This window comes from Mesorhizobium sp. NPDC059054 (assembly GCF_042739215.1).
Lineage (GTDB): Bacteria > Pseudomonadota > Alphaproteobacteria > Rhizobiales > Rhizobiaceae > Mesorhizobium.
The window spans coordinates 42,128-67,411 of record NZ_JBHYHV010000011.1 but is presented as its reverse complement, the minus strand read 5'-3'; the positions used below and the strand labels follow the sequence as shown (position 1 = coordinate 67,411).

Sequence of the window (25,284 nt, the reverse complement as noted above, 5' to 3'; positions counted from 1 at the left end):
ATGCCACGGTCTGCCGAAAGGCGACCTGGATCCCCTCGGCCTCCTTCCCTGCTCTTGAATACCACAGCCCCAACACACAGGATCCCCGACACTCTCCAGTCGCTTCGCTCCTTGCGAGGTCGAGGATGACGGAGTTCCCTTTTCGCCTCCACCAACCACAAGCGTGGATTCTACGATGACAATTAGCGACGGCGGCAAATGAAGCCCGTCATCCTCGACCTCGGAGCGACCGAAGGAAGCGGAGAGTGTCGGGGATCCATTCCGGAACGCAGACGAAGGCGCTGCGATCCAGACCCGGCTATTGCCCTGCCAGCAGCGATGGGAGCTGATCGATGACGGTCACCTCCGACACCAGCTTCATGTTCTCCAGCGAGGAGTCATGCAGCTGGAGATTGCCGGAAGAGCAGGCGTCGCCGACGACGATGACTTCGTACCCCATGTCGGCGGCAGCCGCGACGGTGGTCAGGACCACCGAGTTCGTCGCGATGCCGGCGATGATGAGGCGCTGCGCCTTGAGGATCGCCAGGACCTCGCCGAGCTGCGAACCGTGGAAGGCATTGACGCGGCTGTGCTTGACGACGAATTCGCCTTCCATGGGACCGAGGCCCTCATGGAATTCGGCACCCCAGCTGCCTTCGGTCATGGCCTTCGAAGCGACGACGTCGCGGAAGATCTTGCAGTTCTGGATCACGTCGGCATGGTCGGGCCGGAACGCCACCCGAACGGAGACGACCGGAATATTTGTGCCGCGGCAGAAGTCGAACAGCCTCGACGCGGCTTCGATCACCCGTCCGCGCCGGGCATCCTCCCCGGCCATCCCGACCTTGATGCGGCCCTTGGGATGCAGGACCTCGTTCTGATAGTGGAGCGCCAGGAAAACCGTGTTCACGCTGGCCCCTTCAGGCTTGTTGCGCGAGCTGGTAGCGGATCGCGAAGTCGATCCATTCCGGAAAATGCCAGTCGGGATGCTGCGCCCTGATCCGTGGGGCGAGCGCCGCGACGATCTGCTCGTCGCTGCCTTCGCCCCTGGCGGCCGCCACCTTGGCCGCGACGTCGACGATATAGTCGCGCACGCCCGTCAGGATTGCCGCCCCTCCGATGTCGCCATGCCCCGGCACCACCGTCGAAGGCTGCAGCGCGAGACAATCGTCCAGCGCCTTGACCCAGTTGCCGGCATCGATGTCCATGTCGTTCGGCGGGAACCAGGGAAAGATCGGAAAGGTCTTTTCTTCGGCGAGATCGCCCGTGAACAGCACCCGCTCGTCGGGCAGGTAGACGATCTGGTCGCCGCGCGTGTGGGCCTTGCCCCAGCTCTTCAGCAGCACCTTGCGCCCACCGAGGTCGAGCAGGTGCTCGGCGTCGGCGTAGAGCCTGTCGGCGGCGACCAGTTCCGTGCCGGCGAGCGCTTCCGCGATCGACGGTCCCATTCCCTTGAACATGCCGAGATAGGCTTCGCCTTTGTCGGCCAGCTCGTCGGCCTGCGCCCTGTTGTAGACGATCTCGGCATTGCCCTTGAAGGCATCGGCGCCGTAGCCGTGCTCGGGATGGAAATGCGTCAGGGTCAGGATCAGGGGCCGCGAACCGGCCAGAGCCCTGGCCGCGGCGAGCACCCTTTCGCCGTTCCTGCGGCCCATGCCGGTGTCGATGACGAGGGCTTTCTCGTTGCCCAGCACGATGCCGATATTGGGCACCAGCGGCACGCGGCGGTCCTCGATGACAAAGACGCCGTCGGCGATCCGGCGCGGCGCGTTGGCCTCGACGGTCGGCGCGGGCGGGTTCGGGGTGTTGTCACTCATGTGGTCTTTCCTTGAATCGATGGGTCTTGAATCGAAGGGATTTTGCCGGAGGGGAGGCAGGCGATCTCGCGCCCGCCGCCGATGCCGCGTGGGCGGAACAGGATGATCAGCAGCATCAGCCCCGCCAGGATGACGTCGCCGAGGCCGGCCGGCGCGGCGAGCTTTGCGCCGCCTGTGACGGGGATGCCGATTTCGGCAAGGCGAAGGATTTCCGCAAGCAGCGAAAGCAGCAGGGCGCCGAAAACCGCGCCGGAGAGGCTGCGCATGCCACCCACCACCAGCATCGAAATCAGCAGGAAGGTCAGGTCGAAATAGAAATTCTCGATCCGCAGGGTTCCCAGGAAATGGCCGTACAGCGCGCCCGCGATACCGGCCAGGAAGGCGCTGAGCACGAAGGCTATCAGCCGGGTGCGCACGACATGGATGCCCGAGGCCTTTGCGGCGACCTCGTCCTCCCGCAAGGCCCTCAGCGCGATGGCCCATCGCGTTTCCTGGTAGAGGAAGGCCACGGTCACCACGGCGATGGCCGCCAGCCCGGCGGTCCAGCGGCCGACATAGGACGCCAGGCCCATCAGGGATTGCTGCCCGCCGGTGACCGATGTCCAGTTGCCCAGGACGATGTAGCAGATGATCAGCAGCGACAGGGTGGCGATGCCGGCCGCGATTCCGGACAGCCGCATCAGCGGCCAGCCGACCAAAAGGCCGACCAGCGCCGCCAGTGCTCCGCCCGCGAGTGCGCCCGTCAGTGGTGACACCTGCGCCGCCGCCAGGAAAGCGGGGAGGTCCGGCAGGAAGGTCTGCTTCATTGCCGGCAGCATCGTCAGCAGTGCCGACGTGTAGGCGCCGATGGCCATGAAGCCGGCCGTGCTGAAGTTCAGGATGCCGGAATTGCCCATGAAGACATAAAGCGCGACGACCGCCGACAGATTGACCAGCGCGAAGGTCACGCGGCGCTGCATGACCGTGTCGGCGAAACCGCCGAGCAGGATGACGGCCAGGATGATCGCCGCCAGGACGGCGAGCGGCGCAAGCCTGCGCGCCTGCTCCGCGACGGTGTCTCTCCACGAGACCGGCGAAGGGTTGAACATCACACGCGCTCCCTCAGTCCCTTGGCGGGGAAGATGCCCTGCGGCCGCAAGAGCAGCACCAGGATCACCACCGCGAACAGGAACGCCTCGCGGAACGGCCGGAATTCCTCGGGCAGCAGCGCCTGCAGCAGCGTCGAGACAACCCCGACCAGGAAGCCGCCCGCGACTGCGCCGACCAGGTTGCCGAGGCCGCCGATCACCGTCGCGACAAAGGCGATGATCACCAGCTGCACGCCGAAGCGCGGCTGCACGAAGCCGGTCTGCGCCGCAAACAGCAGGGCGACGATCGCCGCCAGCGCGCCGCTCAGCGCGAAAGCGGTGGCGATGACGGCGTTTGCGCGCACCCCGACTAGGCGCGACATGGTGAAGTTCTCGGCAGCCGCCCGCATATGGAGGCCGTATCGGGTCCGCGTCATGAAGAAGGTGAGGGCCACCAGCAGGATGCCGCATGTCGCGATCGTCACCAGCTTCAGCAGGTTGATCTGGGCGCCGCCGATCGTGATCGCCTGACTGAGCACGGGCAGCGGGTCCACCGCCTTGATGCGGGAACCGAGGAAGAAGACGAGCACCCTTTGCAGCAGCATGCTGACCGCGAAGGAGGCGATCAGCATGGTGGCCTGGTCGGCCTGGCGGATGGGACGGAAAGCGATCCGCTCCGTGAGCACGGCGAGCGCGATCGCGACCAGCACCGAAGCCGCGATCGACATGACGACCGGTTGTCCCGACAGCGCCAGCAGGACGTAGGCAGCGACTGTCACGAACTCCGCATGGGCGAAGTTGGCCAGCCGCATCACGGAAAAGACCAGGCCGATGCCCAGCGCGGTCAGGGCGTAGAGCCCGCCGACGCTCAGCGCATCGATGGCGATCTGCAGGAACTGGTTCATGCCGTGAGACCGAAATAGGCGGCTTCGAAATCGGGATGGTGCGCCAACTCGCCCGATGGTCCGGAAAGCCCGACGCGTCCGCCGTTCAGCACATAGGTGCGGTCGGCCGCCTGCAGCGCGCGCGGCGCGTTCTGCTCCACCACCAGCACCGAAACCCCGCGCTTGCGGATTTCGGCCAGCACCTCATAGACACGGTCGGTCATCAGCGGCGCGAGGCCGAGCGAGGGTTCGTCCACCATCAGCAGCCTGGGCCGCGACAGCAGGGCACGTGCGATGACCAGCATCTGCTGCTCGCCTCCCGAGAGCCGGCCCGCCGGCTGGCGCCGGCGTTCCGCCAGGATCGGAAAGATCTCGAACTGCGCCGCGATGTCCTTCTCGATTTCCGCGAAATCGGAGCGTGCGGCCGCCCCCAGCTTGAGGTTCTCCAGCACGGTCAGCCCGGCGAAGACGTGGCGCCCTTCCAGCACCAGCGCGATGCCGCGGCGCACCGTCTGCTCCAGCGGCTGCCCGATGGTGTCTTCGCCGGCGAAGGCGATGGAGCCGGAGGCGGGGCGCACCAGCCCGGCTATGGCTGCCAGCAGCGAGGATTTGCCGGCGCCGTTCGGCCCGACAATGGCGACGATCTCGCCACGATCGACATGGATGCTGACGCCGCCGAGGGCAGCGATGCGCCCGTAGCGGACGACAAGTCCGTCGACGGCAAGCAGGTGTTGGGATGCGTTCTCCATGCGCTGCTACGATCCCAGGTAAGCCGCGCGAACCTGCCGGTCGGCGAGGACGGCGTCGGGCAGGCCGGTGGCGATCGTCCTGCCGCTGGCCATGGCGTGCAGCCGCCCGCAGGTCTGCGTGATCAGCGTCATGTTGTGCTCGATCAGCAGGATGCCGCAGCCGAAGTCGTCGCGGATCCGCGAAATGACATCGCCGAGCGCGGCTGCCTCGGCGATGTTCAATCCGGCGGCCGGTTCGTCCATCAGCAGGAAGCTGGGTTCAAGAGCCAGAGCGCGCGCGATGCCGACCTTGCGTTCGTCGCCATAGGTCAGCGCGTCGCTGGCAAGGCCGGCTTTGTCGGCGATGCCCATATAGTCGAGGATCTGCCCGGCGCGCCGTCGAGCGGCGGTCCGGCCGAGATTGCGGCTGCTGAGCGCGGCCTCGACATTTTCGCTGACGGTGAGGCCACGGAACAGCCGGACCGCCTGGAAGGTCCTGACCACACCCCGGCGCGAGAACCAGGCCGCCGACCTGCCGTCGGTGCGGTCGGCGCCGATCGTCACCCCGCCCCGATGCGGGCGCTGGAAGCCGCTCAGCACATTCACCATCGTCGTCTTGCCTGCCCCGTTGGGGCCGATCAGGCCGACGATCTCGCCCTTGCCCAGCGAAAGCGAAACGCCCTCGATGGCGCGGACGCCGGAAAACCACACGGCTATGTCCGTCGCGTTGAGTTCCACGGCGTCCATCGGCCCGCCTCAGTCGAGCCTGGCGGACTTGGCGGCAAACTTCCCGACGGACGAGAATTTGCCGTTCTGGCTCTGCACGATCGTCATCGGGCGGGTGGCCTGGATGTGCAGCTCGCTCGAATAGGTCGTCGGTCCGATCACCAGCGCTTCGTCCTTGAAGCCGTCGAGCACGGCGGCGACCTTGTCGGCATCGAAGGAGCCGGCCTTGGTGGCCGCCTTGGCCCAGGCCTGCACCATGGAATAGCCGCGCAGCGAATAGGATGCATCCGACCGCTGGCCGTATTCGGCCTGATAGCGCTTGAAGAACTCGTTCACCGCCGGATCCGGGTCATCTCCGTACATCGAACCGTAGTTCACCACGTAGAAGTTCGACAGGTTGGGCACCGTGCCGGCCCAGTAGTCCCCATCCATCGACTCGCCCGTCAGCACCGGCAGGTCTATGCCTGCCGCGCGCAGCTGCCGGATCGCGCTCGGCCCGCCGGGCGCGTAGGAGCACAGCACGACGAGGTCCGGCTTGGCCGGCAAGGCGTTGATGCGGGAGACCTGCGCCGCGATGCTCGGGTCGCCGTTCAGGAACGTGTCGCTGCCGGCCATGGCGGCATCCCCGGCCAGTTCCTTCCAGCGCTGCGTGAAGCCGCCGCAGATCGACTTGGTGATGGAGATCGTGTTGTCGAGCAGCACATAGGCCGATTTCCAGCCCTTCTCCTGGAAGGCCCATTCAGCCAGCAGGGCGCCCTGCGCCTGGCCGGCGACCGAGATGGAATAGGCGTAAGGACCAACTGCCTTGACGCCGAATTTCGGATCGGATGCGCCTGACAGCGCGATCACGTTGTTCTGCTGGGCAACGATGGCGCCCGGCGCGCCGAAATCGAAGTCGCTCGGCAGGATGATCGCCTTGGCGCCCTTGCCGATCACATCCAGCGCGCCTTCGGCGCCGAGCGACGGGTCGGATTTGTTGTCGAACGTCTCGATCTCGATCTGGCTGCCGAGGATGCCTCCGGCCGCGTTGATCTCCTTCACGGCGAGCTTGGCGCCGTTGACCGTGCTGGCGTCAATCGGCTGGAACCAGCCGCTGAAGGACATCACCATGCCGAGCTTGACGGGTTCCGCGAGGGCGGGCGTGGACAGCATCGCGCCCGCTGCAAGCAGCGCCGCGAAGGTGTGCGGATGTGTGGACATGCAGGTTCCCCATTGTGGTGCATACCAGGCGCTGAACTCCGCAAAAGACGTCCGCCGTCGAATTTCAACGCCATGAGATCCTTGGAGAGAAGCCTGGTTGACCAATTCGTTAGTTTATGAACGAATTTATGCTAGCGCCTTTGTTTTGACCCGACAAGCTGGTGGACGAAAAATATTTCATGCTTAAATTGTTGCGCGGTCCGAACCCGGTCCGGTCGCTTGCGGAAGGCAGGGTTCGTGTTTACTGGGGGCCAGGACTATGAGGCGAGTTGACAGCATGGACGACAGCCAGCGAGAGCAGGGCTCGATCCTGCCGACCCACAGCAGCTTCGGACACAGCCTGCGGCAGTTGAACAGGCTCATCCAGCGCGACCTTGGGCTCAGGATCGCGCATATGGGCGTTTCGCTGGGGCAATGGTATGCGCTGCGCACGCTGTGGACCCGGGATGGCCTGACCCAGGTGGAGCTGGCGCATGAGTCCGGCATAGCGGGCCCGGCCATGGTCGTGGCGGTGCGCAGCCTGATCGCGGCCGGACTGGTGCGCCGGCGCCGCGATCCAAACGACGCCCGCAAATACATCGTCTCCCTGACCAAGAAAGGGCGCCAGCTCGAGACCGCGGCCCTGGCGGCGGCCATCGCCGCCAACCGCGACGCGCTGCAGGGCATCCCGGATGAAGACGTCGCCGTCTGCATGCGCGTGCTTCACCAGGCGCAGCACAATCTGCTGACGGTGGGTATTCCCGTCGACAGCGAAGACGACGTCGACAAGCTTCTCGGCACTTAGAAAGCAGTCAGGGGGTTGGCGTTCCAGCGCCTTCCCGGTTGCCGTAGCGCGAACGCATATAGTCCCGGAACTCCAGCAGTGGCGCGCGCTGCCAGGGTCCGCCCGACAGCTGCCTTTCGCGGATCGTCTGCGGCCAGTTCCGGTCCCGATAGGCGGCGAGGGCCTGGGCGACGATTTCCCTCTGGTCTTGCGGCAGGTGCGACAGGGCCCACATGCCGGCCTCTTCCTTGCCCGGCACGATGCGCTCCGCCGCTTCCGCCATCATGGCCCAGCGGCAGAGATTGAGGATCCCGTAATAGGGCGACCCCAGGATGTTCTCGTCCTCCAGGATCCAGTCGATGTCGCCGCGCACCGAGGCCAGGTAGTCGGCCCATGGCAGTTCGCCGATCGCGTCACGAGGCACCGGGCCATGGAGGCTGCGGCCGCGATGCCTGGCCACAGTCAAATGGGCGAGGAGGTCTTCGTCGGTCGGCGGCTTGCCCTCGGGCCATGGCTGCCATCCGCTGGTCGTCTCGCTGAAATGGACGAGGCTGGGCAACGGGTGCTGCGGCGACTTTGCATCGGCGGCGCGGATGACGCTCACCTCGAGGCCGCCGGCATAGGGCCTGCGCGAATGATGCCGCTCGAAAAGGCTGTACAGCCGGCGCGCCTGGTCGGCCGACAGGTCTTCCACCAGGATCAGCAGATCCACATCGCTCTTGGGGGCATGGAAACTCCCCATGGCAAGCGAGCCGTGCAGGATGACGGCATGAAGGCGGTCTCCCAGTTCGGTCCTGAGTTCGTCGACCACGCCGGCGATGTGGTTCCGCAAAATGTCGTCGGCGCTGTCCAGGCTCGTACCGCGCATGTCTTGAGCTGCCTCGGGTTTCTTGGACGGGTTCACGTCGCTTCAGATAGGAAGATGCGCCGGAGATTGTAGTCCACCAGGGCGATGGCATCGTCGGCGCTGCGCATGCCCATCAGCACGTCGTAGGTCATGCCGTTCGACAGGGCGAGCAAGGTCTCCGCCTCACGGGCAAGGTCGAGGCCCTCGTAAAGCTGTCCCGCGGCTTCGGCGCCGCCAAGCATGTCGGCGACCAGCTCTTCCAGGCCTGGCTTGGAGGGGTTGATGACGTGTCCGGCCAGCAGCGGATCGTTCACCGCCCGGATGCCATAGGCAAGCTGGATCAGCGTCGACTGCCGGCTCTCCTCATCGAGCGGCAGCAGTCCGAGCAGGAGCACCCGGATCGCATCCCTCAGCGAGGCGTCCTCGGGCAGCCGGCCCTCGATGCGCTTGCGGTCATGCTCGTTGCGCAGCGCAAGCGCTTCGACGAGCAGGCGCTCGCGTGTCTCGAAATAGTATTGAACCAGCCGCGTCGATACGCCGGCCTCTGCCGCCACCTGGCGCATCGAAACTTCCTCCAGGCCCCGGCTCGCGGCGATCCTCCAGAGCGCTTCGGCAATCTGGAGGCGACGCAAATTGTGATCGACACGTTTTGGCATGAGGTGATTGTCTGGTTTCTATTTTTATGATACGTTCGTATCACATTAAAAGGAGATCAAGGTTGAGCGAACGGAACGAAGCGGGTGCTTCTGCAAAGAAACACATTTCGCCATGGGCTGCAGCAGTCTGGATCGTCTTTGTCGGCCAGGGCCTCATCGCGACCGTGGTGGAGCTCATCTGGGGCAAGAAGATCGCCCTGCCGGGCATCCTCGCCGCCTACGGTTTTCCACTGCCGTGGTGGGGCGGGTTTGCCATAGCGGCGCTCGGAGGAGCGCTGCTTTTCTGGATGCACAAACGTGGCGTCCGGGTATCGGATTGAGCGGTTCTCCAGGCCTGCCCGAGACCCGGCGTAACCCGGCAGGCGGCTGCCTCTCGATGGCAGCCAGGCCCGGCTGGAATCCCGCATCGGCCCGGCGCTTGCTTTGCCGAGCCGCGTTTGGTTACCTTGTGCTTCACAAGCCCGCTTCTATAGCAGGTCCCGAGGTGCTGCGGTCCCCGGATCGTGGGCCGTTTCTGTTTGATGCTCATCGGGAGCCTTCGATATCCAGTTCATGAAACCGGCATTCTTCAGAAGCCTGACGACCGTGCTTGCCGCGCTGGTCGTGATGGCAGGCCTGCTCAGCACCGCGGCATTGGCTCAGGATGGGCAGGCCGGCGCAGCGGGCGGAACACCTATCAAGGTTGGCGTCTATGTCAGCCCGCCTTTCGTCGTGAAGGATGGCGTCGCCAAGGATGGCGCGCATTATTCCGGCATGGCGATCGGCCTGTGGGAGGCTACCGCCAGGCCTTTGGACCTAACCTACACCTACAGCGAATATCCGAGTTTCGAGGCGTTGACCGAGGCGGTCCGCAAGGGCGACGCCGATGTGGCCGTTTCGAACCTGACCATCACCAAGGATCGGGTGGAGCGCGTCACCTTCTCCCAGCCCTGGTACGATGCCGGCCTGCGCATCATGGTGGCCGAGCGCGACAGCGCCGGCTTCTGGCAGGTGATGGGCGGGCTGGAGCGTGCCGGCCATCTCAGGGCCATGGCCTGGCTTGCCACCATCATCGTCGTGGCCACGCTGGTGCTGGCGTGGTTCTACCGCCGGTTCGACGAGACCTTTCCGCGAAGCTGGCACGCGGGACTGGCTGAAAGCTTCTACGAGGTCATGTCGGTCGCGACCTCGGGCAAGGTCACGCGCCCCAACGCGTTGGGCTGGATCGGCCGCATCTCCGGCGGCCTGTGGATGGTCTGCGGTGTCGCCGTCATTGCCTATGTCACCTCGTCGGTCACCAGCGTGATGACGGCCCTGACGCTGACCCACCAGGTCAACTCGCTGGCCGACCTTCCCGGGCGCACCGTCGGCGTGGATGGCGGCAGCGTCGCGGAAACCTATTCCAGGGATCTCAGGCTATCGACCCAGGCCTATGGCACCCTGGACGACGCGGTGGCCGGGCTCCGCAACGGCGAGGTCTCGGCCATCATCGGCGATGCCCCGGTGCTGGAATATTATGCGCATACCCACGACAAGGCGCCGCTGTCGGTGGTGGGCCCGATCTTCCATCCCGACAAATACGGCTTCGCCTTCCGGCACGGCGACGATCTCAGCCATGCGATCACGCTGCAGATCCTGGCGCTGCAGGAAGCGGGCGAACTGGAAGCGTTGCGCCGAAAATACTTCGGCAACGAACGATAGGGATCGGGTCGGTTCTCTCCTGCCCCATTCGTCAGGAGTTGCGATCCATCCGGGCAGGAAGTGCGCTAGCATCACGGTCTGCATGCCATGAAAGGATCAGCCTTGACGACCTTATCGACGCCTCCAGCCGATGAATTCGCCGGACGTGAGCAGTTGCGGGCGAGTTCCGCCGAATTCCGCAGGGAGGTCATCAAGATCGCGGAGGGTGTCTTCGCCGCCGTCGGCTACTCGGCAAGCAACGTCACGCTGATCCAGGGCGACGGGGGGTCGATCATTGTCGACACCGCCGCGAATCCGGTCGACGCGAAAGCCATCGTGGAAGCCTTCGGGGATCGCCTGCAGCGTCCCGTCCGGGCGATCGTCTACACGCACAACCATCCGGATCATTCCGGTGGCGCAACGATCTTTGCCGGAGCCGACGGACCGGACATCTACAGCCATCGCACGCTGGTCGAGTCCGGCCCTGAATTCGGCAGGGGACCACGCGACGGCGGTGATGCCTTTGGCACGAAGCTTCCCGACGCGCTGTTCATCAACGCCGGCACGCAGCTCGAATACGGCCGCGTAACCCCGCATACGCGGGAAGGCTTCCTTGCGCCGACCCGTACCTTCAGCGGCGAGAGTGAGACGATCGATGTGGCCGGCGTGCGCATGGAACTCATCCACACGCCGGGAGAGTCGCCTGAGAACACCGCCGTCTGGCTCGCCGACCGGGGCGTGCTGATCCCCGGTGACGATGTCCTGAAATCCTACCCGAATCTCTCGCCGATCCGCGGTCTCAAGCTGCGGCCGCCGGAGCGCTGGATCGCCAGTCTCGACAGAATGCTCGCCTTGAATGCCGATGCCATGGTGCAAGGTCATATGCGCCCGGTCCTCGGCCGGGATGAAGTCCGCAAGGCGCTGACCGATTATCGCGACGGCATCAGGACCGTGCTCGACCAGACGCTGGCCGGCATCAGGCAGGGCAGGACGCCGGACGAACTTGTCCAGGAGGTCAGGCTTTCGCCGGAGCTCGCGAAGAGCCCGTACCTGCAGGAATATTACGGCAGCGTCGCCTGGGCCGTGCGTGGCATCTATGCCGACTATGTCGGCTGGTTCGATGGCAACGCCACCAATCTCGATCCTCTGTCGCCGGCGCAGCGCGCAGCCCGGATGATCGATATGGCAGGTGGACCGGACAAGATGCTGGCCCGGGCCGGGCAGGCCGTCGAAACAGGCGACTTCCAGTGGGCGGCCGAACTGGCCGATTGTCTGCTGGCAGTGGATCCTGCCGACGCGGCCGCCAGACGGGTCAAGGCGCGCGCGCTCACCGAACTCGGCGAGCGCCAGGTCAATGCCACCGCCCGGAACTACTACCTGACCACCGCGCAGTTCCTGTCGAAGGACGAGACCTAGAGCGTTTCCGTTTTTCACGGAAACGCGGAAACGCTCTAAGTTTTTTGTTTTGCCGCATTTTTGTAACGCCAAGTGATCCCACTTGGCTACAAAATGCTCTAGCCCGTTTTCGGCCGGTCTTTCACTGCCGGTCCCTCCAACTCGTATCGGCGGGAAGGGGCAGAACGCGCGACCGTTCCTCCCCGCCTGTTACCCCGCGAAATAGCTGGGCTGGTCGAGCTCGGCGAGCAGGTCCGGGCCTTTCGGCTTCCAGCCGAGCAGCCTGCGTGTCTGCTCCGCCGACGCGGACATGTTCGTTCCCGCGAAATGGGCGAACCAGCCGAAATGCTCTGCCGGGCGCGGCTCGACCGGCAGGCCGAGCCGGCGGCCGATCACCCTGGCGATCTCCTTGAACGGAACGCTCTCATCCGCGACCGCGTGATAGGCCGGTTCGGTAACGCCCTGTTCCAGCGCCAGCCGGTAGACGCGTGCCGCGTCTGACCGGTGCACGCCCGCCCAGGCATTCGACCCGTCGCCGATATAGGCGGAGACGCCTTTTTCGCGCGCCATGCGGATGAGCAGCGGCACGAAGCCGTGGTCGCCCAGCCCATGTACGGATGGCGCCAGCCGCACCGTTGTGGCGCGCACGCCGCGCTCGGCCAAGGCGCGTGCGGCGACTTCCGATTTCCTGGGCGAGGCGGGATTGGGGATATCGGCCTCCGTCGCTCCGCGCGGCAGTCCGAGCAGGCCCGACGTCACCAGAAGCGGTCGCTGCGAGCCTGCCAACGCACTGCCGAGCGTCTCGATACAGAGCTGGTCGAGTGCCGCGCTTTCGAGGAACTTCGAGAAATCGTGGTTGAACGCGGTGTGGATCACCGCATCGGCTGAAGCGGCCGCGGTGCGCAAGGCCTCCTCGTCCTCCAGCGTCGCGCGCACGACATGCGCGCCCTTCCAGGCCAGCGCTGCCGCCTTCTCCGCGTCGCGGGCAAGACCGGTGACGGTGTGGCCCGCCTCGATCAGATCGTCGACGACGGCCGAGCCCACCCAGCCGGTGGCGCCTGTTACGAATACATGCATGGCAATAGGTCTCCTTGTGGGACGCGCACCCGGAGCGGGTGCCGCCACTTGTGTTGTTGGATTGTTCGGCGCAGTTGACCCCCACCCCTGACCCTCCCCTCAAGGGGGAGGGGGACGGGGAGGCCGTGTGTCACGAGAATACGCCGAGGATTTCTTGCCAGGCGAAATGCGGGCAGGTTCCCCTCCCCCTTGAGGGGAGGGGTAGGGGTGGGGGTAATCGATGGGCGCGACGTCGCAGGATCTCCGTCATCCTCGACCTCCTGGTGAGCGAAGCGAACCGGTCGGGAATTCATTCCGGAACGCTGGTGAAGCAAACGCCGGCTCGTGAATCCGATCAGCCCCTGCCCACCCACACCGACAGCTCGACATCCTCGTCGAAGGGCAGGGACAGGTAGCCCTGCGCCGGGTCGCGCACGCGCTCGAGATATTCGGGGCACATGTCGGCATTGTCGGCCACCACGATGGCTCCCGGTTTCAGCCGTGGTTCCAGCAGGCTCAGGATTTCCGGATAGATCGCCTTGGCGCCGTCGAGCAGGACGAGGTCGATCGACTCCGGAAGATCGCTGCTCAGCGTCTTCAACGCATCGCCTTCCCGGATCTCGACGAGGTCGAGCAAGCCGCCCGCCTCGATGTTCCGCCTTGCCCGCGCGATCTTGGAGGGCTCGAATTCGCTCGTCACCAGCCGCCCGCCGCCATTGTCGCGCAGCGCTGCCGCGAGATGCAGCGTCGATATGCCGAAGGAGGTGCCGAACTCGACGACCGAGCGGGCGCCGCTGCCCCGCGCCAGCATGTAGAGCAGCGTTCCGGTCTTTTCCGAGACAGGAAGCCAGAGGTCCTTCAGGCGTCCATAGAGGTCGAGATATTCGGTCTTGCTGTAAAGCAGCCGGGCCTGTTCAGCGTCGCTCATTTTTGCCGCGGTCGAGCCGGACGTCGCCGCCTCTTCGAACAGGCGTTCCAGCAGCGGCGCCAGCGGCGTTTTGGTCAGTGTGTTCACATCTGTCTCCGATCGATGTTTTCGCGTGGCTTTTAAGTACGCCGCGCCAGTCGGGCCCGCTAATCGCATTGGCAAGGCATGCCGTTGCTTCTGAGCAACGCACTGTTTTTCTTGATGAAAGCGGAGCGCGGCAGGGCGCGGATCGGGCTTTGAAACGGATGCGTGCCAGGAATGTTCAGATTTGGCGTGGGCCCCGGACGCCTTGCACGTCGCCGGGGATGCGCCTAGCTGTTACCTCTCCTATAGCCAGGACCGGCATGCCTTCACGACGCCCCACGATCTCGCAGACCAAGAAGCCGCAGCAGGCGCGCTCGACCGAACTGGTGTCCGCGATCCTTGAGGCCGCTGTCCAGGTGCTGGCGCGCGAAGGCATCAAACGCTTCACCATGGCGCGCGTGGCCGAAAGGACCGGCGCCAGCATCGGCTCGCTCTACCAGTATTTTCCGAACAAGGCCGCGATCCTGTTTCGCCTGCAGAGCGACGAATGGCGCCAGACGACGGACATGCTGCGCACCGTCCTCCAGGATCAAGGCCGCTCGCCGTCCGAGCGCCTTCGGGCGCTGGTGCGGGCGTTTATCCGGTCCGAATGCGAGGAAGCCGAAGTGCGGGTCGCGCTGGCCAGCGTTGCCCCGCTCTATCGCGACGCGCCCGAGGGGCAGGAAGCGCGGGCGGCGGGAGATCGGATCATCGAGGCGTTCATGATGGAAGCGCTGCCCGGTGTTTCGGACGCAACGCGCGAGGCAGCCACCGATCTGATCATGACGACCATGGCAACCGTGGGCAAGGAGTTCTCGGAAAGCCCGCGCACGGATGCGGAGATCGACGCCTATGCCGATGCGATGGCCGACATGTTCTGCGCTTATATCGAGGGGCTGCAGCACAAACGCGGTCGATGGGCGAATAGGCGCGAACGCCCTAGGCTGCGCGGGCGGGTCTGGTGATGGCGTCGATGCTCCAGGAGCCGGGTCCGGCCACCGCCAGGTACAGGAAGGCGATGCAGTAGAGGATCGCGAGCTTGCCGTCGTCGAGGAACGGAAAGAAGCCTTGCTGCGTCAGCATCGTGAAATAGGCAATCGCCGCCTCACCGGCCAGCAAAAGCGCGACCGATCGCGAAGCCAGGCCGAAAAGCAGCATCGATCCGAACATGATCTCCAGGATGCCGCTCAGCCACAGCGGCGTGAAGGGTTGCGGAATGCAGCCAATGCTGGTGCAGCCAAGCAGCTTGACGACCGCGTGCTGGGAAAACGTCAGGGCGATCGCCACTCGCATGAGGCTGAGCAATTGCGGTCGCATGGATACGCCGGAAAACATTGCTGTCCTTGCCTGAAGATGGTGTTTCCATGCTTAGAGCGTTTCCGTTTTTCCCGGAAACGCAGAAACGCTCTAACTTTTTGTTTGCGCAATTCCGGACGCAAAACCGCTGCGCACTTTTGCTGGAACTACTCTAGGCGAGCGCGCGGTCACGCAACAATGAACTTGTCGAGAGATCGGCGTTAGCGAGGGGCCGCATGCCGGCCCGCCGCCGTTTGTCTTCACATGAAATACGGCTTGTCCGCATCCGTGCCCGGCTTGCTGACGCCGAGATTGCCGTTGCGATGCAATTGCGGGGAACGCACGATCGCGGTGATCAGGCCGGCCACGCTCTTGCGCGATACGACCGTGCCCTGGAACGGTTCGTTGCGTTCGGTCAGGTGATAATCCACCTCGTCCTCATCCATCAGCCAGGCCGGTCGGATGATCGTGTAGTCCAGTCCGGAGGCCTCGATCGCGTCGGCGGCGCGACGAAACGGCTTCAGGTCTTCGCCGATCATGGCGTTGTTCCAGTTGCCGAACTTGCCAGGCACTTCGTCATAGATGCCGAGCGACAGCACGAAGACCAGCCGTCTGACGCCGGTTTCCTTCATGGCGGCAATCACCGCCCTGGCCTGGTCGTCCAGGTCTTCGCCGGTCAGGTTGGCGTAGACGATGTCCTTGCCGGCGACGGCTGATTTCAGTTTCGCGCCGTCGAGCACGTCGCCTTGCACCAACTCTGCGTTGGCTGGTGCCGTCAGTTTTTTCGGATTGCGGGCAAACAAAGTGAGGCGGAGGTTCGGGTCGCCGCCCAGCATGGCGATGACATGGCGGGCGATCTGCCCGCTCGCGCCGAGTATCAATATGTCGGGCATGGTCGATCTCGCTTTTCGAGAGGGGAACGGGCCTACGGACGCAGGCCCGTTCCAGCTTGCAATCACTCGGCGGCAATGGCCTGGCGTTCGGCACCGAGCGCCAGATGCTTCTTGAGGAACGGAACCAGCTTCTCGAGCGCAAGCGCGACAGGCTCCGGCTTGTCGTAGAGATCGTAGTGCGACCACTCTTCCAGCGAGACGAGCTGGCGGTCCTTCGAGGCCGTGGCGCGGCCATAGATTTCTATGCCGTCGCGGAACGCGCCGAAGGCGCCGACCTTCTGTCCGATCACCACCATCACCGGCTGGGTCAGCAATGTCTCGGCGAAGGCGAAGGCGTCCCAGGCCAGCGTTTTCTGGGCATGGGAGAACAGCATCCGCGTCGCGCCGCCTTCCTGCTGGCCGCGCGGCGTCTTGTAGTAGTCCGTCGCCTCGAAAACGTCGCGTTCGGTCAGGCCGTTCGCCTTGGCCACATCCGGAGTTGCGGGCAGCAGCTCGTTGACCTGCAATTCGCCGCCACGCGCCTCCCTGGTGCGCTGGGCAGCCATGGCGTCGAGCGCGCCGAGCGGATCGTAATTGCTGAAGCCTTCGCGGAACAGCCGGCCGACGTTGACGCCGGTGATGCTGACCACGGCCTTGATGCGCTTTTCGGTCAACGTCGCGTTGAGGGCATAACCGCCGCCGCCGCAAACGCCGAGCACGCCGATGAGGCTTTCGTCCACGTAGGGCAGCGTCACTGCATAGTCGATGACGCGGCTGACGTCCTCGACGCGCTGGGTGGGATCTTCGATCCAGCGGGGGCTGCCGCCGGACTCTCCCTGGAAGCTGGCATCATATGCGATCACCACGAAGCCCTGCTCGGCGAGCGCCTTGCCGTAGACACTGCCGGAGGTCTGCTCCTTGCAGCTGCCGAAGGGATGGATGCTGACGATCGCCGGGTACTTTTTCGATTCATCGAAATGCCGCGGCAACAGGATGTTAGCCGCGATGTGCCAGGCCATGTCCTTGTTCTGGATACGGACTGATTCCATAGCTCTTCTCCTCGTTGGAAAAGGGAGCGCCGGCAACGCAAGGCTCCCGGCGCCCATGGGGATCGTTGCGGCGGCTATTCCGCCGCCTGCCTTGCAGCGGCGACCTCTGCCGAGAGCCTCGCCCTGAAAAACGGGGCGAGAACGGAGACGGCCTCGCCGACATATTTTTCGCCGTCATAGAGTTCCATGTGATTGGCGCCCTCGACGATGTGGAAATTCTTGTCGGTGCTGGCGGCGCGATCGTAGAGGTCGTCGCTCATCCATTTGCTGCCGGCGACGCTGCCCGCCACGATCTGGATCGGCTGGGTCAGGTAGACATCAGCCACGTGGTAGGCGTCGTAGGTGATGATCTGGTTCAGGCTGCGCAAAGTGGCGAAACCCGGCGCGGTCGCGCATTCGGCGCGCGGCGTGTGATAATATTCCCAGGCTTGGCGCAGTTCCTCGTTGGGAGCGTCTTCTTCCTTCAGCGGTGCCAGCGGCATCGTCGCCACCGGAGCACCGCTCGCATCCGTTGTGCGGGCGTTCGATCCGGCCTCGACATAGGGCAGGGCATCGATCGACTTGACGTTGTTTTCCCAACCGTTGCGGAACATCGAGCCGATGTTGACGGCGCTGACGGTGCCGATCGCCTTGATGCGGCGGTCCTGGATGGCGGCGTTGGCGGTGTAGCCAGCGCCGGCGCAGATGCCCATGGCGCCGATGCGGCCCTGGTCGACATAAGGCAGCGTGGTCAGGTAGTCGATCACGGCGCTGACGTCTTCGGTGCGGATATACGGGTTTTCCAGTTGCCGCGGCTCGCCGCCGCTTTCGCCCTGGTAGGAGGCGTCATAGGCGATGGTGACGAAACCCTGCTCGGCGAGCATCCTGGCATAGGTGCCGGCGGTCTGCTCCTTCACGCCGCCGCCGGGATGCGACACGACGATCGCCGGATAGCGCTTCGTCTCGTCGAAGCCTTCCGGGAAATTGATCACCGCGGACATCGTGATCGTCTTGTTGTTGGAATTGGCGAAGCTGATCTTGCCCATCTTGCTCTTCCTCTTGATCGGGGAGCCGTTTGGCTCGCTTTGCCAGGGGAACGGGGTGGAACCTCTTGGCGATGGCTACAATCTAGGGCACAACAACTTCATGGATTAGACGCTCAATTTGTCTTGCGCCTATCATCGAGGTGATAAATGAGACGGGATGAGATCGCCGACCTGGCAGCCTTCGTCGTGGTTGCCGAAGAGCGCAGCTTCACCAAGGCCGCTGTCCGGCTCGGCATGGCGCAATCCGCGCTCAGCCAGATCGTGCGGCGAATCGAGGAGCGGATCGGGCTGCGCCTGCTGTCGCGCACGACGAGAAGCGTGGCGCCGACCGATGCCGGCGAACGGCTCATCGCCACGCTCGGTCCCATGCTGCATGACCTGGATACGGCGATTGCCTCGCTGGGTGACCTGCGCGACAGGCCGACGGGAACGATCCGCATCACCACCGTGGAGCATGCGGCCAGGACCATCATCGTTCCGGCGATGAGGCGGATGCTGCCCGGCAATCCCGAAATCAAGGTCGAGATCACAGTCGACTATGGGCTCGCCGATGTCGTGGCCGATCGTTTCGATGCGGGCGTGCGGTTGGGCGGCGAGATGGCCAAAGACATGATCGCGATGCGTATCGGGCCGGATATCCCGATGGCGATCGTCGGTTCGCCGGACTATCTCGCAAGGCAGCCGCCCCCGGCCTCTCCGGCCCAGCTGATCGACCACCGCGCCATCAACCTGCGGCTGCCGACCTCCGGCACGCTCAACGCCTGGCGCATGGTGCGTGGCGGCCGCGAAACGCGGGTGCGCGTCGACGGGCCGCTGGTCTTCAACACCATCGACCTGATCCTCGATGCGGCGCTGGACGGCCATGGCCTGGCCTATCTGCCGCTCGACCAGGTGCAGCATCATCTCGACCATGGCCGGCTGGTGCGGGTGCTGAGCCGTTTCACGCCCGACCTGCCGGGCTATCATCTTTATTATCCGCACCGGCGCCACGCCTCGTCGGCCTTCACGCTGCTGCTGGAGACATTGCGCTTCAAGGCATGAAAGCTGCCTGGAGCCGGATGGTGTGCGCCGCCTGACTTCTCGCCCTGTCCCAATTGGGACATTGACCGGACGCCCCATCTCACGGCCTCATCCAGCCCGGATTTTCGAAGAACGGGTTGTCGATGTCGCGCACGCTTTCCACCACGCCGAAACAGGACGGGTTCTGGGCGCCGGGCGAGTTCGAGCCCAAGGCCGGTTGCTGGCTGACCTGGCCGGAGCGGCCCGACACCTGGCGCCTCGGTGCGAAGCCGGCGCAGAAGGAATTCGTCAGGGTGGCAACAGCCATCGCAGAGAGCGAGCCGGTCACCATCGCCGTGTCGCGCCGGCAATGGCTCAATGCCCGCGCCATGCTGCCGGACCATATCCGTCTCGTCGAGATGGCCACCAACGACAGCTGGCTGCGCGACAGCGGGCCCAATTTCGTCATCGACGACAAGGGCGCGGTGCGCGGCGTCGACTGGACCTTCAATGCCTATGGCGGCTTCGACGGTGGCCTCTATGCGCCCTGGGACCTGGACGATCTTGTCGCCCGCAAGGTGCTGGAGACGGAACGCATGGATCGCTACCGCTCGCCTTTGATCGCGGAAGGCGGCGGCCTGCAGTGCGACGGGCAAGGCACGCTGGTGACCACCGAACAATGCCTGCTGAACCGCAACCGCAACGGTCATCTGGGCCGGGAAGCGGTGGAGCGGCAGCTCTGCGATTATCTCGGCCTCGATCATGTTATCTGGCTGCCGCGCGGCTTCGCCTTCGACGAGACCGACGGCCATATCGATGATCTCTGCTGCTTCGTGAAACCCGGCGTGGTGGCGCTGAGCTGGACCGAGGAGCGGGACGATCCGCAATATGAGATCGTGCGCGAGGCCGAGGACATATTGCGCTCGGCCACCGATGCGCGCGGCCGCCGGCTGGAAGTGCATCGCATCCGCCATCCGCTCCCCATCGAGATGACGGCCGAGGAAGCCGCAGGCGTGGATCGTGTCGACGCCACCTGGGCGCGGCCGGAAGGCAACCGGGTCGCGGCCACCTACATCAACTATTATCCCGGCAACAGCGTCGTGGTGGTGCCGCAGTTTGCCGACGAGACGCTCGACATCGAAGCCAAGGCGAAGCTCGCCGAACTATTTCCGGGTCATCGTATTGTCGGCATCGAAAACTCGCGCGAAATTCTGCTGGGTGGCGGCAACGTCGCCTGCATCACGCTGCCCGTCTATGCCGGGCAGAAACCGGCCTGAAGAGGGCGAATGCCCCGCAGGCCACCACAATGGGAGATATTATGCGCACATCCATGATCTCGGCATTTTTACTGGCAAGCTGTGTTTTCGCCGGTGCCGCGAAGGCCGAAGAAGAAAAAGTCGTCAATGTCTACAACTGGTCCGACTACATCGCTCCCGACACGGCGGCGAAGTTCGAGAAGGAGACCGGCATCAAGGTCGTCTACGACGTCTATGACGGCAACGAAGTGCTGGAGACCAAGCTGCTGACCGGCGGATCAGGCTATGATGTGGTCTATCCTTCCGCCTTTCCGTTCCTGAAGAACCAGGTGAAGGCCGGCGCGTTCTCGGCGATGGACAAGGCCAGGCTCGCCAATTTCGCGAAACTCGATGCACAGGCGCTGAAGCTCATCGCCAACGCCGATCCGGACAATGTCCATGCCGTGCCTTACATGGCCGTGACCGACGGCGTCGGCTACAATGTCGAGGCGGTCAAGAAGCGCATGCCCGACGCGCCGGTCGGTTCGCTCGACATGATCTTCAATCCCGACGTGGTGAAGAAGTTCGCCGATTGCGGCGTCACCATTCTCGACGCGCCGGCCGAGATCATCCCCATGGCGATGAACTATCTAAAGCTCGATCCGAACTCGACCAATCCGGACGACCTCGCGAAGGTCGAGGAGCTTCTGGGCAAGGTGCGGCCGCACATCCGCTATTTCCATTCCTCGAAATACATCAACGATCTCGCCAATGGCGACATTTGCGTGACGCTGGGCTGGTCGGGCGACATCCTGCAGGCGAAGTCGCGCGCCGCGGCCGCTGCCAAGAAGATCGAGATCGCCTATGCGATCCCGAAGGAGGGAACGCTGATCAATTTCGACACCATGGCGGTGCCGAAGGATGCCCCGCATCCGCAGAACGGCCACGCCTGGATCGACTTCAACATGCGCCCCGACATCGCAGCCGCGAATTCCAGCTACATCTCCTTCGCCAACCCGATCCCGGAATCGCTGCCCTTGATCGATCCGGCCGTGGCCAAGGATCCGGGCGTGTTTCCGCCCGACGACGTGAAGGCCAAGCTGTTCGTGGTCAACGCAGCCGATGCCAAGCAACTGCGCCTGCAGAACCGGATGTGGACGCGTGTCGTCACGGGGCAATAAGCGGGAGGTCGCGTGCCTCCGTCGGGGAGCCACTCCCTTCAATGTTCCGGAATGGATCCCCGACACTCGCCGCTCCCTTCGGTCGCTCCGAGGTCGAGGATGACGGCGGTGGGGGCGTACCGGCTAATCTCCAACGCTGACGATCATGCCAGCGTCGGAGATCGGGCGGAACATAGAAGCTCCGTCATCCTCGACCGCGTGAGGGAGCGGAGCGACCGGAGCGTGTCGGGGATCCATTCCGGAACGCGGACGAAGGCACGGCGATCCAGACCTGCTTCACGTCGCGTCGAGTGGATGCAGTCGCCCGGGGAGACGTGGGGGCTACGGCAAGGGCACCATATCGGCGACCCTCACCGCCGCCATCAGTTCCACCTGCGAATGAATGCCGAGCTTGGCGTAGACCTGCTTGATGTGGTTGCGCACCGTTCCGGGCGATATGGCAAGGCTGCGCGCTATGGATTTGGCAGAGCCGCCATCGATGAGCAGGTCCGCGATCTGGCGCTCGCGTGCGCTGAGCCGCGACAGCCGCAAGGAGCCGTTCGGCGCATGACCGGCTTCTTCCCCGCAACGGACTGCCGGGCGCATCTGCTCCTCGGTGCGCCACTGCAGCCACAGCTGTTGCAGCACCAGCCGCGTCGCGCCGCTGATCGCCTCAGCCAGCGCGAGGTCCTGCCGGCCGAAGGCCGGCGCGCCGCGAAACCGCAGGAAGGTGACGTAGCCCGCCGCCCTGTTGTCGAGGTTGAAGACGCCGGTGATCTCGTCGAAGCTCCGCGACGGCTCATAGAAGTCGCGGTAATAGGCGGTCCGCCGGAAGTCGCCTCTATCGAGCGCGGCGAGCGGCAAAAGGAAATCCTGCCGCGTGCTGGCGAACATCCGGAAGAACGGGTCCAGCCTGTAGAGATGCGCGTCGTAGTTCCGGTTCCATGGATCCGGCCCACGGTCGTCGATCGTCACGGAACTGTGGTTGCGCAGATAAAGCCCGACATAGGCTCGGTCGGAAGCCAGCAGCCCGCTGGCGGCGGCGGTGAAGGTGGCCGCGATCTCTTCGGTCGAGTCGGCCCGCGCGGCGGCGGCCACGCCCTGGCTCCAGCGTCCGAACTGCTCGAGGGAAAAAGCCGGCTGCATGCCCTGAACGATAGACGGTGCCGGCAGGAATTCAAGCTGGTGCCAACCATCAAACAAGCAGCTTATAAGTCAGCCGTGACAAGGGAGTTCGCTTCATCATGCGTAAGGTAACCGTCGCCGCCACCCAGATGGCCTGCGTCTGGGACGAGAAGGACAATGTCGCGCGCGCCGAACGGCTGGTGCGCGAAGCGAAGGGAAAGGGCGCCGATCTCGTCCTGATCCAGGAATTGTTCGCCGCGCCCTATTTCTGCCAGGACCAGTTCCACGGCTTCTTCGATCTTGCCCGTCCGTTTCAGGACAACCCGCTGATCGCGCATTTCTCCGCGCTGGCGCGCGAACTCGGCGTCGTGCTGCCGCTCAGCTATTTCGAGCGTGCCGGCCAGAGCTATTTCAACAGCCTTGCCGTCATCGACGCCGATGGCGCCGTGCTCGGCAACTACCGCAAGAGCCACATCCCTGACGGTCCGGGCTATATGGAGAAGTTCTATTTTTCGCCGGGCGATACCGGCTTCAGGGTCTGGAAGACCAAGGCCGGCACCATCGGCGTCGGCATCTGCTGGGATCAGTGGTTTCCGGAAGCGTCGCGCTCCATGGCGCTGCAGGGCGCCGAGATCCTGCTCTATCCCACCGCCATCGGCTCCGAGCCGCACGATGCGGGTCTCGATTCCAGCGCGCACTGGCAGCGCGTGATGCAGGGGCACGCCGGCGCCAACATCATGCCGCTGCTGGCCTCCAACCGCATCGGCACCGAACAGGGCCGCGCCGGCACCAGCATCACCTTCTACGGATCGTCCTTCATCGCCGACCCAACGGGGGCCAAGGTCGCCGAGGCGGACCGCGAGACCGAAACCGTTCTGACGGCTTCCTTCGACCTCGATGCCATCGCCCATCAACGCCGCTCCTGGGGCGTGTTCCGCGACCGGCGGCCCGAGCTTTACGGGCGGCTGGCGACGCTGGATGGCGGGCCATCGCAGGCGGGTTGACGGCCGCTTCGCCCTGCCGGCCGGGACATTGGCGGGAACCGAGCGTTCAGGGATACGTTCTCGCCCTCATGGAAGAGTTCCTCGAACGCTTCGGGCAGCCGACATGGCTCCCTTTTTCGGTGATTTCGGCCCGTCTCCTGCTGGCGGCCGCGCTCGGCTCCGTCGTCGGCATGGAGCGCGAATGGCGCGATCGCCCGGCGGGCTTGCGAACCCATATCCTGATCTGCCTGGCGACTGCCGCCATCGCCATCCTGACCATCGAGATCACTCATGTCGATGTCTTCGCCGGGCAGGAGATCAGGATCGATCCGATCCGCCTGGTCGAGGCGACGACCGCCGGCGTGGCGTTCCTGGCCGCCGGCCTGATCTTTTTCGTCAGGGGTGAAGTGCAAGGGCTGACCACCGGCGCCGGCATGTGGCTGGCGGGCGCCATCGGCCTGGCGGTAGGGCTGGGCTTCTGGCAGATCGGCCTGCTGGCCACCGTGCTCGCCCTGATCGTGCTGGGCCTGCTGCAACTGGTGCGGATCGACAGGAAGGATGGAGATCCGTAGCCGGTTGGTGGCCGGATCGGCGCTGGCGCCGGTGGGGCTGGGCGCCACTATCTCCCCCCTTGCGGGGGAGAAAGCGATTTCAGCATCTTAGCGAGCACGCCCGCAGGGCGGCGCAGCTAAGTGCTAGAAATCGCAAGAGAGGGGGTGAGAGCCTGGTTCGCCGCAGGCGAATTGAAAGGTCCGGTGGACCTTTCAAAAGGCTCGAACGCCCGAGGCCATAGCCGAGGGCCGGCACAACGCTGGCGATCTGCTCTTCTCATCTGTTTCGGAGAAGAGAAGGCTCTCACTTATGAAGCCCCTCAGCTGAATATCCCCTCTCTTGGATTTTCTACGACTTAGACTGCGCCGCCCTAAAGGGCGTGCTCGCTAAGATCGTGAAAATCCTTTCTCCCCCGCAAGGGGGGAGATAGTGGCGCCCAGCCCCGCAAGGGGGGAGATAAGAGCAGCGCCACCGCCGCCCCGCTTCACGCCGGCTCGAAATGCCGGGGGAAGGCGTGGTGCAGCAGTGTTGCGATCGTCCTGGCTGGAACCTCGGAGTGGAGGTCGGGCGGATTGAGGTGTCCCCAGTACCATGCCCCTTGAACCAGGTAGTTGAGGCTCTCGGACAGCGTCTTCGGGTCGACGCCGCTGTAGTTGCCGAGGCGCACGATCTCGGCCAGCAGGTCGCTGGCTTCGGCATTGTAGGCGAGGTCACCGGGCAGGCCGATCTCCGTGTAGATCTGCATGCTTTTGCGGTCGCTGCCGAAGATGACGAAGACCGAAACCCATTTCGGGTGCTGGCGTGCGAACCGGCGCCCGCATTCGACCGCCCCCGTCACGCGCTCGACCGGCGACAGGCCGGGCGCGCGCACCAGCCTCGTCCACAACGCGTCATACTGATCGCTGAGATATTGCAGCACCGCCCGGAGCAGGTTCTCCTTGTTGCCGAAGTGGAAGACGACCAGCGCGTTGGAAGCGCCCGCCTGCTTGGCGATGCCTTGCATGGTGAGGCTGGACAGGCCCTCGTCGGCGATCAGGTCGATGGCGGCATCGATGATGCGCTGGATGCTCGCCTCGCCGCGTTCGCGCCGGCGGTCGCGGGTGGCCGGGCGTTTGCCCGTGGCCGAGCCGGTCTCCTGTTTTTCAGCTGTTGCTGCCTTGCGCTGCGCCATCTTGCTTCAGTCCCTTATCCGGCCCGGGCGATCATGCCCCAGGCCGGTT

27 protein-coding genes are annotated in these 25,284 nt (G+C 64.7%); 10 read left to right on the top strand and 17 right to left on the bottom strand.

Translation table 11 applies throughout. From position 1 onward, the window contains the following. Positions 1-298 precede the first annotated feature (298 nt). Genes ACFWXH_RS30840 through ACFWXH_RS30810 form a run of 7 tightly spaced genes read right to left on the bottom strand, consistent with a single transcriptional unit; the run spans position 299 to position 6,401 of the window. The gene (locus ACFWXH_RS30840; RefSeq protein ID WP_379125244.1) at positions 299-889 is read right to left on the bottom strand and encodes a cysteine hydrolase family protein; all 591 of its coding nucleotides are present in this window, start codon (positions 887-889) and stop codon (positions 299-301) included. 10 nt (positions 890-899) lie between these two features. Beyond that, entirely contained in the window at positions 900-1,796 is an 897-nt protein-coding gene (locus tag ACFWXH_RS30835; RefSeq protein WP_379125243.1) for an MBL fold metallo-hydrolase, read from the bottom strand. Continuing rightward, positions 1,793-2,884, bottom strand: coding sequence for a branched-chain amino acid ABC transporter permease (locus ACFWXH_RS30830; protein ID WP_379125242.1), 1,092 nt, complete (start codon positions 2,882-2,884; stop codon positions 1,793-1,795). The genes ACFWXH_RS30835 and ACFWXH_RS30830 overlap by 4 nt, the downstream gene beginning before the upstream one ends. Beyond that, positions 2,884-3,768, bottom strand: a complete 885-nt coding sequence (locus ACFWXH_RS30825; protein ID WP_379125241.1) for a branched-chain amino acid ABC transporter permease — start codon at positions 3,766-3,768, stop codon at positions 2,884-2,886. The genes ACFWXH_RS30830 and ACFWXH_RS30825 overlap by 1 nt, the downstream gene beginning before the upstream one ends. Then, the gene (locus tag ACFWXH_RS30820) at positions 3,765-4,496 is read right to left on the bottom strand and encodes an ABC transporter ATP-binding protein (protein ID WP_379125239.1); all 732 of its coding nucleotides are present in this window, start codon (positions 4,494-4,496) and stop codon (positions 3,765-3,767) included. Before ACFWXH_RS30820 ends, ACFWXH_RS30825 begins: the two co-directional genes overlap by 4 nt. Positions 4,497-4,502: 6 nt before the next feature. Then, positions 4,503-5,222: an ABC transporter ATP-binding protein gene (locus ACFWXH_RS30815; protein WP_379125238.1), complete on the bottom strand. Its 720-nt coding sequence runs from the start codon at positions 5,220-5,222 to the stop codon at positions 4,503-4,505. A 9-nt stretch (positions 5,223-5,231) separates the two neighbouring features. Then, positions 5,232-6,401, bottom strand: a complete 1,170-nt coding sequence (locus ACFWXH_RS30810) for an ABC transporter substrate-binding protein (RefSeq protein WP_379125237.1) — start codon at positions 6,399-6,401, stop codon at positions 5,232-5,234. Positions 6,402-6,678: 277 nt separating this feature from the next. Here ACFWXH_RS30810 and ACFWXH_RS30805 point away from each other — a divergent pair, with 277 nt between their 5' ends. Beyond that, entirely contained in the window at positions 6,679-7,185 is a 507-nt protein-coding gene (locus tag ACFWXH_RS30805) for a MarR family winged helix-turn-helix transcriptional regulator (protein WP_379125236.1), read from the top strand. A gap of 7 nt (positions 7,186-7,192) precedes the next feature. Here the strand turns inward: ACFWXH_RS30805 and ACFWXH_RS30800 are convergent, their stop codons facing one another. Continuing rightward, on the bottom strand, positions 7,193-8,032 hold the full coding sequence (locus ACFWXH_RS30800; protein WP_379125235.1) for an aminoglycoside adenylyltransferase domain-containing protein: 840 nt from the start codon (positions 8,030-8,032) through the stop codon (positions 7,193-7,195). A gap of 32 nt (positions 8,033-8,064) precedes the next feature. Continuing rightward, positions 8,065-8,667: a TetR/AcrR family transcriptional regulator gene (locus ACFWXH_RS30795; protein WP_379125234.1), complete on the bottom strand. Its 603-nt coding sequence runs from the start codon at positions 8,665-8,667 to the stop codon at positions 8,065-8,067. A gap of 62 nt (positions 8,668-8,729) precedes the next feature. Here ACFWXH_RS30795 and ACFWXH_RS30790 point away from each other — a divergent pair, with 62 nt between their 5' ends. From ACFWXH_RS30790 to ACFWXH_RS30780, 3 genes are all read left to right on the top strand, one after another. Continuing rightward, the gene (locus ACFWXH_RS30790; RefSeq protein WP_379125232.1) at positions 8,730-8,987 is read left to right on the top strand and encodes a hypothetical protein; all 258 of its coding nucleotides are present in this window, start codon (positions 8,730-8,732) and stop codon (positions 8,985-8,987) included. Between the two features lie 232 nt (positions 8,988-9,219). Further along, the gene (locus ACFWXH_RS30785; protein WP_379125231.1) at positions 9,220-10,347 is read left to right on the top strand and encodes a transporter substrate-binding domain-containing protein; all 1,128 of its coding nucleotides are present in this window, start codon (positions 9,220-9,222) and stop codon (positions 10,345-10,347) included. A 102-nt stretch (positions 10,348-10,449) separates the two neighbouring features. Continuing rightward, positions 10,450-11,742 carry an alkyl sulfatase dimerization domain-containing protein gene (locus ACFWXH_RS30780; RefSeq protein ID WP_379125230.1) on the top strand — a complete coding sequence of 431 codons (1,293 nt, stop codon included), beginning with the start codon at positions 10,450-10,452 and terminating at the stop codon, positions 11,740-11,742. Positions 11,743-11,931: 189 nt separating this feature from the next. Here ACFWXH_RS30780 and ACFWXH_RS30775 read toward each other — a convergent pair whose 3' ends face one another. Together ACFWXH_RS30775 and ACFWXH_RS30770 are read right to left on the bottom strand one after the other, a co-directional pair. Further along, complete coding sequence (locus ACFWXH_RS30775; protein WP_379125229.1) at positions 11,932-12,798, bottom strand: SDR family oxidoreductase; 867 nt, start codon at positions 12,796-12,798, stop codon at positions 11,932-11,934. A gap of 334 nt (positions 12,799-13,132) precedes the next feature. Further along, a complete protein-coding gene (locus tag ACFWXH_RS30770) occupies positions 13,133-13,792 on the bottom strand; it encodes an O-methyltransferase (protein ID WP_379125228.1) in 660 nt (219 codons plus the stop codon). Between the two features lie 257 nt (positions 13,793-14,049). Between ACFWXH_RS30770 and ACFWXH_RS30765 the strand changes: the two genes are divergently transcribed. Further along, positions 14,050-14,733: a TetR family transcriptional regulator gene (locus tag ACFWXH_RS30765; RefSeq protein ID WP_379125227.1), complete on the top strand. Its 684-nt coding sequence runs from the start codon at positions 14,050-14,052 to the stop codon at positions 14,731-14,733. Here ACFWXH_RS30765 and ACFWXH_RS30760 read toward each other — a convergent pair. The 4 genes from ACFWXH_RS30760 to ACFWXH_RS30745 form a co-directional block, all read right to left on the bottom strand. Continuing rightward, positions 14,708-15,085 (bottom strand): DoxX family protein, encoded by a 378-nt coding sequence (locus ACFWXH_RS30760; RefSeq protein ID WP_379125226.1) that lies wholly within the window; start codon positions 15,083-15,085, stop codon positions 14,708-14,710. The two genes, ACFWXH_RS30765 and ACFWXH_RS30760, sit on opposite strands and share 26 nt — an antisense overlap. A 239-nt stretch (positions 15,086-15,324) precedes the next feature. Beyond that, a complete protein-coding gene (locus tag ACFWXH_RS30755; protein WP_379125225.1) occupies positions 15,325-15,957 on the bottom strand; it encodes an SDR family oxidoreductase in 633 nt (210 codons plus the stop codon). Positions 15,958-16,019: 62 nt separating this feature from the next. After that, positions 16,020-16,985 carry an alpha/beta hydrolase gene (locus ACFWXH_RS30750; RefSeq protein WP_379125224.1) on the bottom strand — a complete coding sequence of 322 codons (966 nt, stop codon included), beginning with the start codon at positions 16,983-16,985 and terminating at the stop codon, positions 16,020-16,022. A 74-nt stretch (positions 16,986-17,059) separates the two neighbouring features. Next, positions 17,060-18,010 carry an alpha/beta hydrolase gene (locus ACFWXH_RS30745; RefSeq protein WP_379125223.1) on the bottom strand — a complete coding sequence of 317 codons (951 nt, stop codon included), beginning with the start codon at positions 18,008-18,010 and terminating at the stop codon, positions 17,060-17,062. Positions 18,011-18,157: 147 nt separating this feature from the next. Here ACFWXH_RS30745 and ACFWXH_RS30740 point away from each other — a divergent pair, with 147 nt between their 5' ends. The 3 genes from ACFWXH_RS30740 (at position 18,158) to ACFWXH_RS30730 (ending at position 21,425) form a co-directional block, all read left to right on the top strand. Continuing rightward, the gene (locus ACFWXH_RS30740; protein WP_379125222.1) at positions 18,158-19,051 is read left to right on the top strand and encodes a LysR family transcriptional regulator; all 894 of its coding nucleotides are present in this window, start codon (positions 18,158-18,160) and stop codon (positions 19,049-19,051) included. Positions 19,052-19,173: 122 nt separating this feature from the next. Next, positions 19,174-20,286, top strand: a complete 1,113-nt coding sequence (gene aguA, locus ACFWXH_RS30735; protein ID WP_379125221.1) for an agmatine deiminase — start codon at positions 19,174-19,176, stop codon at positions 20,284-20,286. A 41-nt stretch (positions 20,287-20,327) separates the two neighbouring features. Next, a complete protein-coding gene (locus ACFWXH_RS30730; RefSeq protein WP_379125220.1) occupies positions 20,328-21,425 on the top strand; it encodes a polyamine ABC transporter substrate-binding protein in 1,098 nt (365 codons plus the stop codon). Positions 21,426-21,746: 321 nt separating this feature from the next. Here the strand turns inward: ACFWXH_RS30730 and ACFWXH_RS30725 are convergent, their stop codons facing one another. After that, the gene (locus ACFWXH_RS30725) at positions 21,747-22,550 is read right to left on the bottom strand and encodes a LuxR C-terminal-related transcriptional regulator (protein ID WP_379125219.1); all 804 of its coding nucleotides are present in this window, start codon (positions 22,548-22,550) and stop codon (positions 21,747-21,749) included. A 95-nt stretch (positions 22,551-22,645) separates the two neighbouring features. Here ACFWXH_RS30725 and aguB point away from each other — a divergent pair, with 95 nt between their 5' ends. Both aguB and ACFWXH_RS30715 read left to right on the top strand, forming a co-directional pair. After that, positions 22,646-23,533, top strand: coding sequence for an N-carbamoylputrescine amidase (gene aguB / locus ACFWXH_RS30720; protein WP_379125247.1), 888 nt, complete (start codon positions 22,646-22,648; stop codon positions 23,531-23,533). A gap of 68 nt (positions 23,534-23,601) precedes the next feature. Next, positions 23,602-24,084, top strand: a complete 483-nt coding sequence (locus ACFWXH_RS30715; RefSeq protein ID WP_379125218.1) for an MgtC/SapB family protein — start codon at positions 23,602-23,604, stop codon at positions 24,082-24,084. Positions 24,085-24,548: 464 nt separating this feature from the next. Here ACFWXH_RS30715 and ACFWXH_RS30710 read toward each other — a convergent pair whose 3' ends face one another. After that, the gene (locus ACFWXH_RS30710; RefSeq protein ID WP_379125217.1) at positions 24,549-25,235 is read right to left on the bottom strand and encodes a TetR/AcrR family transcriptional regulator; all 687 of its coding nucleotides are present in this window, start codon (positions 25,233-25,235) and stop codon (positions 24,549-24,551) included. Positions 25,236-25,284 lie beyond the last annotated feature (49 nt).

Excerpts from the sequence above, each read along its gene's own strand:
- ACFWXH_RS30750 (WP_379125224.1), bottom strand. The coding sequence starts at position 16,985 with ATGGAATCAGTCCGTATCCAGAACAAGGACATGGCCTGGCACATCGCG.
- ACFWXH_RS30775 (WP_379125229.1), bottom strand. The coding sequence starts at position 12,798 with ATGCATGTATTCGTAACAGGCGCCACCGGCTGGGTGGGCTCGGCCGTC.
- ACFWXH_RS30795 (WP_379125234.1), bottom strand. The coding sequence starts at position 8,667 with ATGCCAAAACGTGTCGATCACAATTTGCGTCGCCTCCAGATTGCCGAA.
- ACFWXH_RS30785 (WP_379125231.1), top strand. The coding sequence starts at position 9,220 with ATGAAACCGGCATTCTTCAGAAGCCTGACGACCGTGCTTGCCGCGCTG.
- ACFWXH_RS30810 (WP_379125237.1), bottom strand. The coding sequence starts at position 6,401 with ATGTCCACACATCCGCACACCTTCGCGGCGCTGCTTGCAGCGGGCGCG.
- ACFWXH_RS30800 (WP_379125235.1), bottom strand. The coding sequence starts at position 8,032 with ATGCGCGGTACGAGCCTGGACAGCGCCGACGACATTTTGCGGAACCAC.
- ACFWXH_RS30755 (WP_379125225.1), bottom strand. The coding sequence starts at position 15,957 with ATGCCCGACATATTGATACTCGGCGCGAGCGGGCAGATCGCCCGCCAT.
- aguA (WP_379125221.1), top strand. The coding sequence starts at position 19,174 with ATGTCGCGCACGCTTTCCACCACGCCGAAACAGGACGGGTTCTGGGCG.
- ACFWXH_RS30830 (WP_379125242.1), bottom strand. The coding sequence starts at position 2,884 with ATGTTCAACCCTTCGCCGGTCTCGTGGAGAGACACCGTCGCGGAGCAG.
- ACFWXH_RS30815 (WP_379125238.1), bottom strand. The coding sequence starts at position 5,222 with ATGGACGCCGTGGAACTCAACGCGACGGACATAGCCGTGTGGTTTTCC.
- ACFWXH_RS30805 (WP_379125236.1), top strand. The coding sequence starts at position 6,679 with ATGGACGACAGCCAGCGAGAGCAGGGCTCGATCCTGCCGACCCACAGC.
- ACFWXH_RS30730 (WP_379125220.1), top strand. The coding sequence starts at position 20,328 with ATGCGCACATCCATGATCTCGGCATTTTTACTGGCAAGCTGTGTTTTC.
- ACFWXH_RS30835 (WP_379125243.1), bottom strand. The coding sequence starts at position 1,796 with ATGAGTGACAACACCCCGAACCCGCCCGCGCCGACCGTCGAGGCCAAC.
- ACFWXH_RS30725 (WP_379125219.1), bottom strand. The coding sequence starts at position 22,550 with ATGCAGCCGGCTTTTTCCCTCGAGCAGTTCGGACGCTGGAGCCAGGGC.
- ACFWXH_RS30715 (WP_379125218.1), top strand. The coding sequence starts at position 23,602 with ATGGAAGAGTTCCTCGAACGCTTCGGGCAGCCGACATGGCTCCCTTTT.
- ACFWXH_RS30825 (WP_379125241.1), bottom strand. The coding sequence starts at position 3,768 with ATGAACCAGTTCCTGCAGATCGCCATCGATGCGCTGAGCGTCGGCGGG.
- ACFWXH_RS30745 (WP_379125223.1), bottom strand. The coding sequence starts at position 18,010 with ATGGGCAAGATCAGCTTCGCCAATTCCAACAACAAGACGATCACGATG.
- ACFWXH_RS30765 (WP_379125227.1), top strand. The coding sequence starts at position 14,050 with ATGCCTTCACGACGCCCCACGATCTCGCAGACCAAGAAGCCGCAGCAG.
- ACFWXH_RS30820 (WP_379125239.1), bottom strand. The coding sequence starts at position 4,496 with ATGGAGAACGCATCCCAACACCTGCTTGCCGTCGACGGACTTGTCGTC.
- ACFWXH_RS30740 (WP_379125222.1), top strand. The coding sequence starts at position 18,158 with ATGAGACGGGATGAGATCGCCGACCTGGCAGCCTTCGTCGTGGTTGCC.
- ACFWXH_RS30710 (WP_379125217.1), bottom strand. The coding sequence starts at position 25,235 with ATGGCGCAGCGCAAGGCAGCAACAGCTGAAAAACAGGAGACCGGCTCG.
- ACFWXH_RS30760 (WP_379125226.1), bottom strand. The coding sequence starts at position 15,085 with ATGCGACCGCAATTGCTCAGCCTCATGCGAGTGGCGATCGCCCTGACG.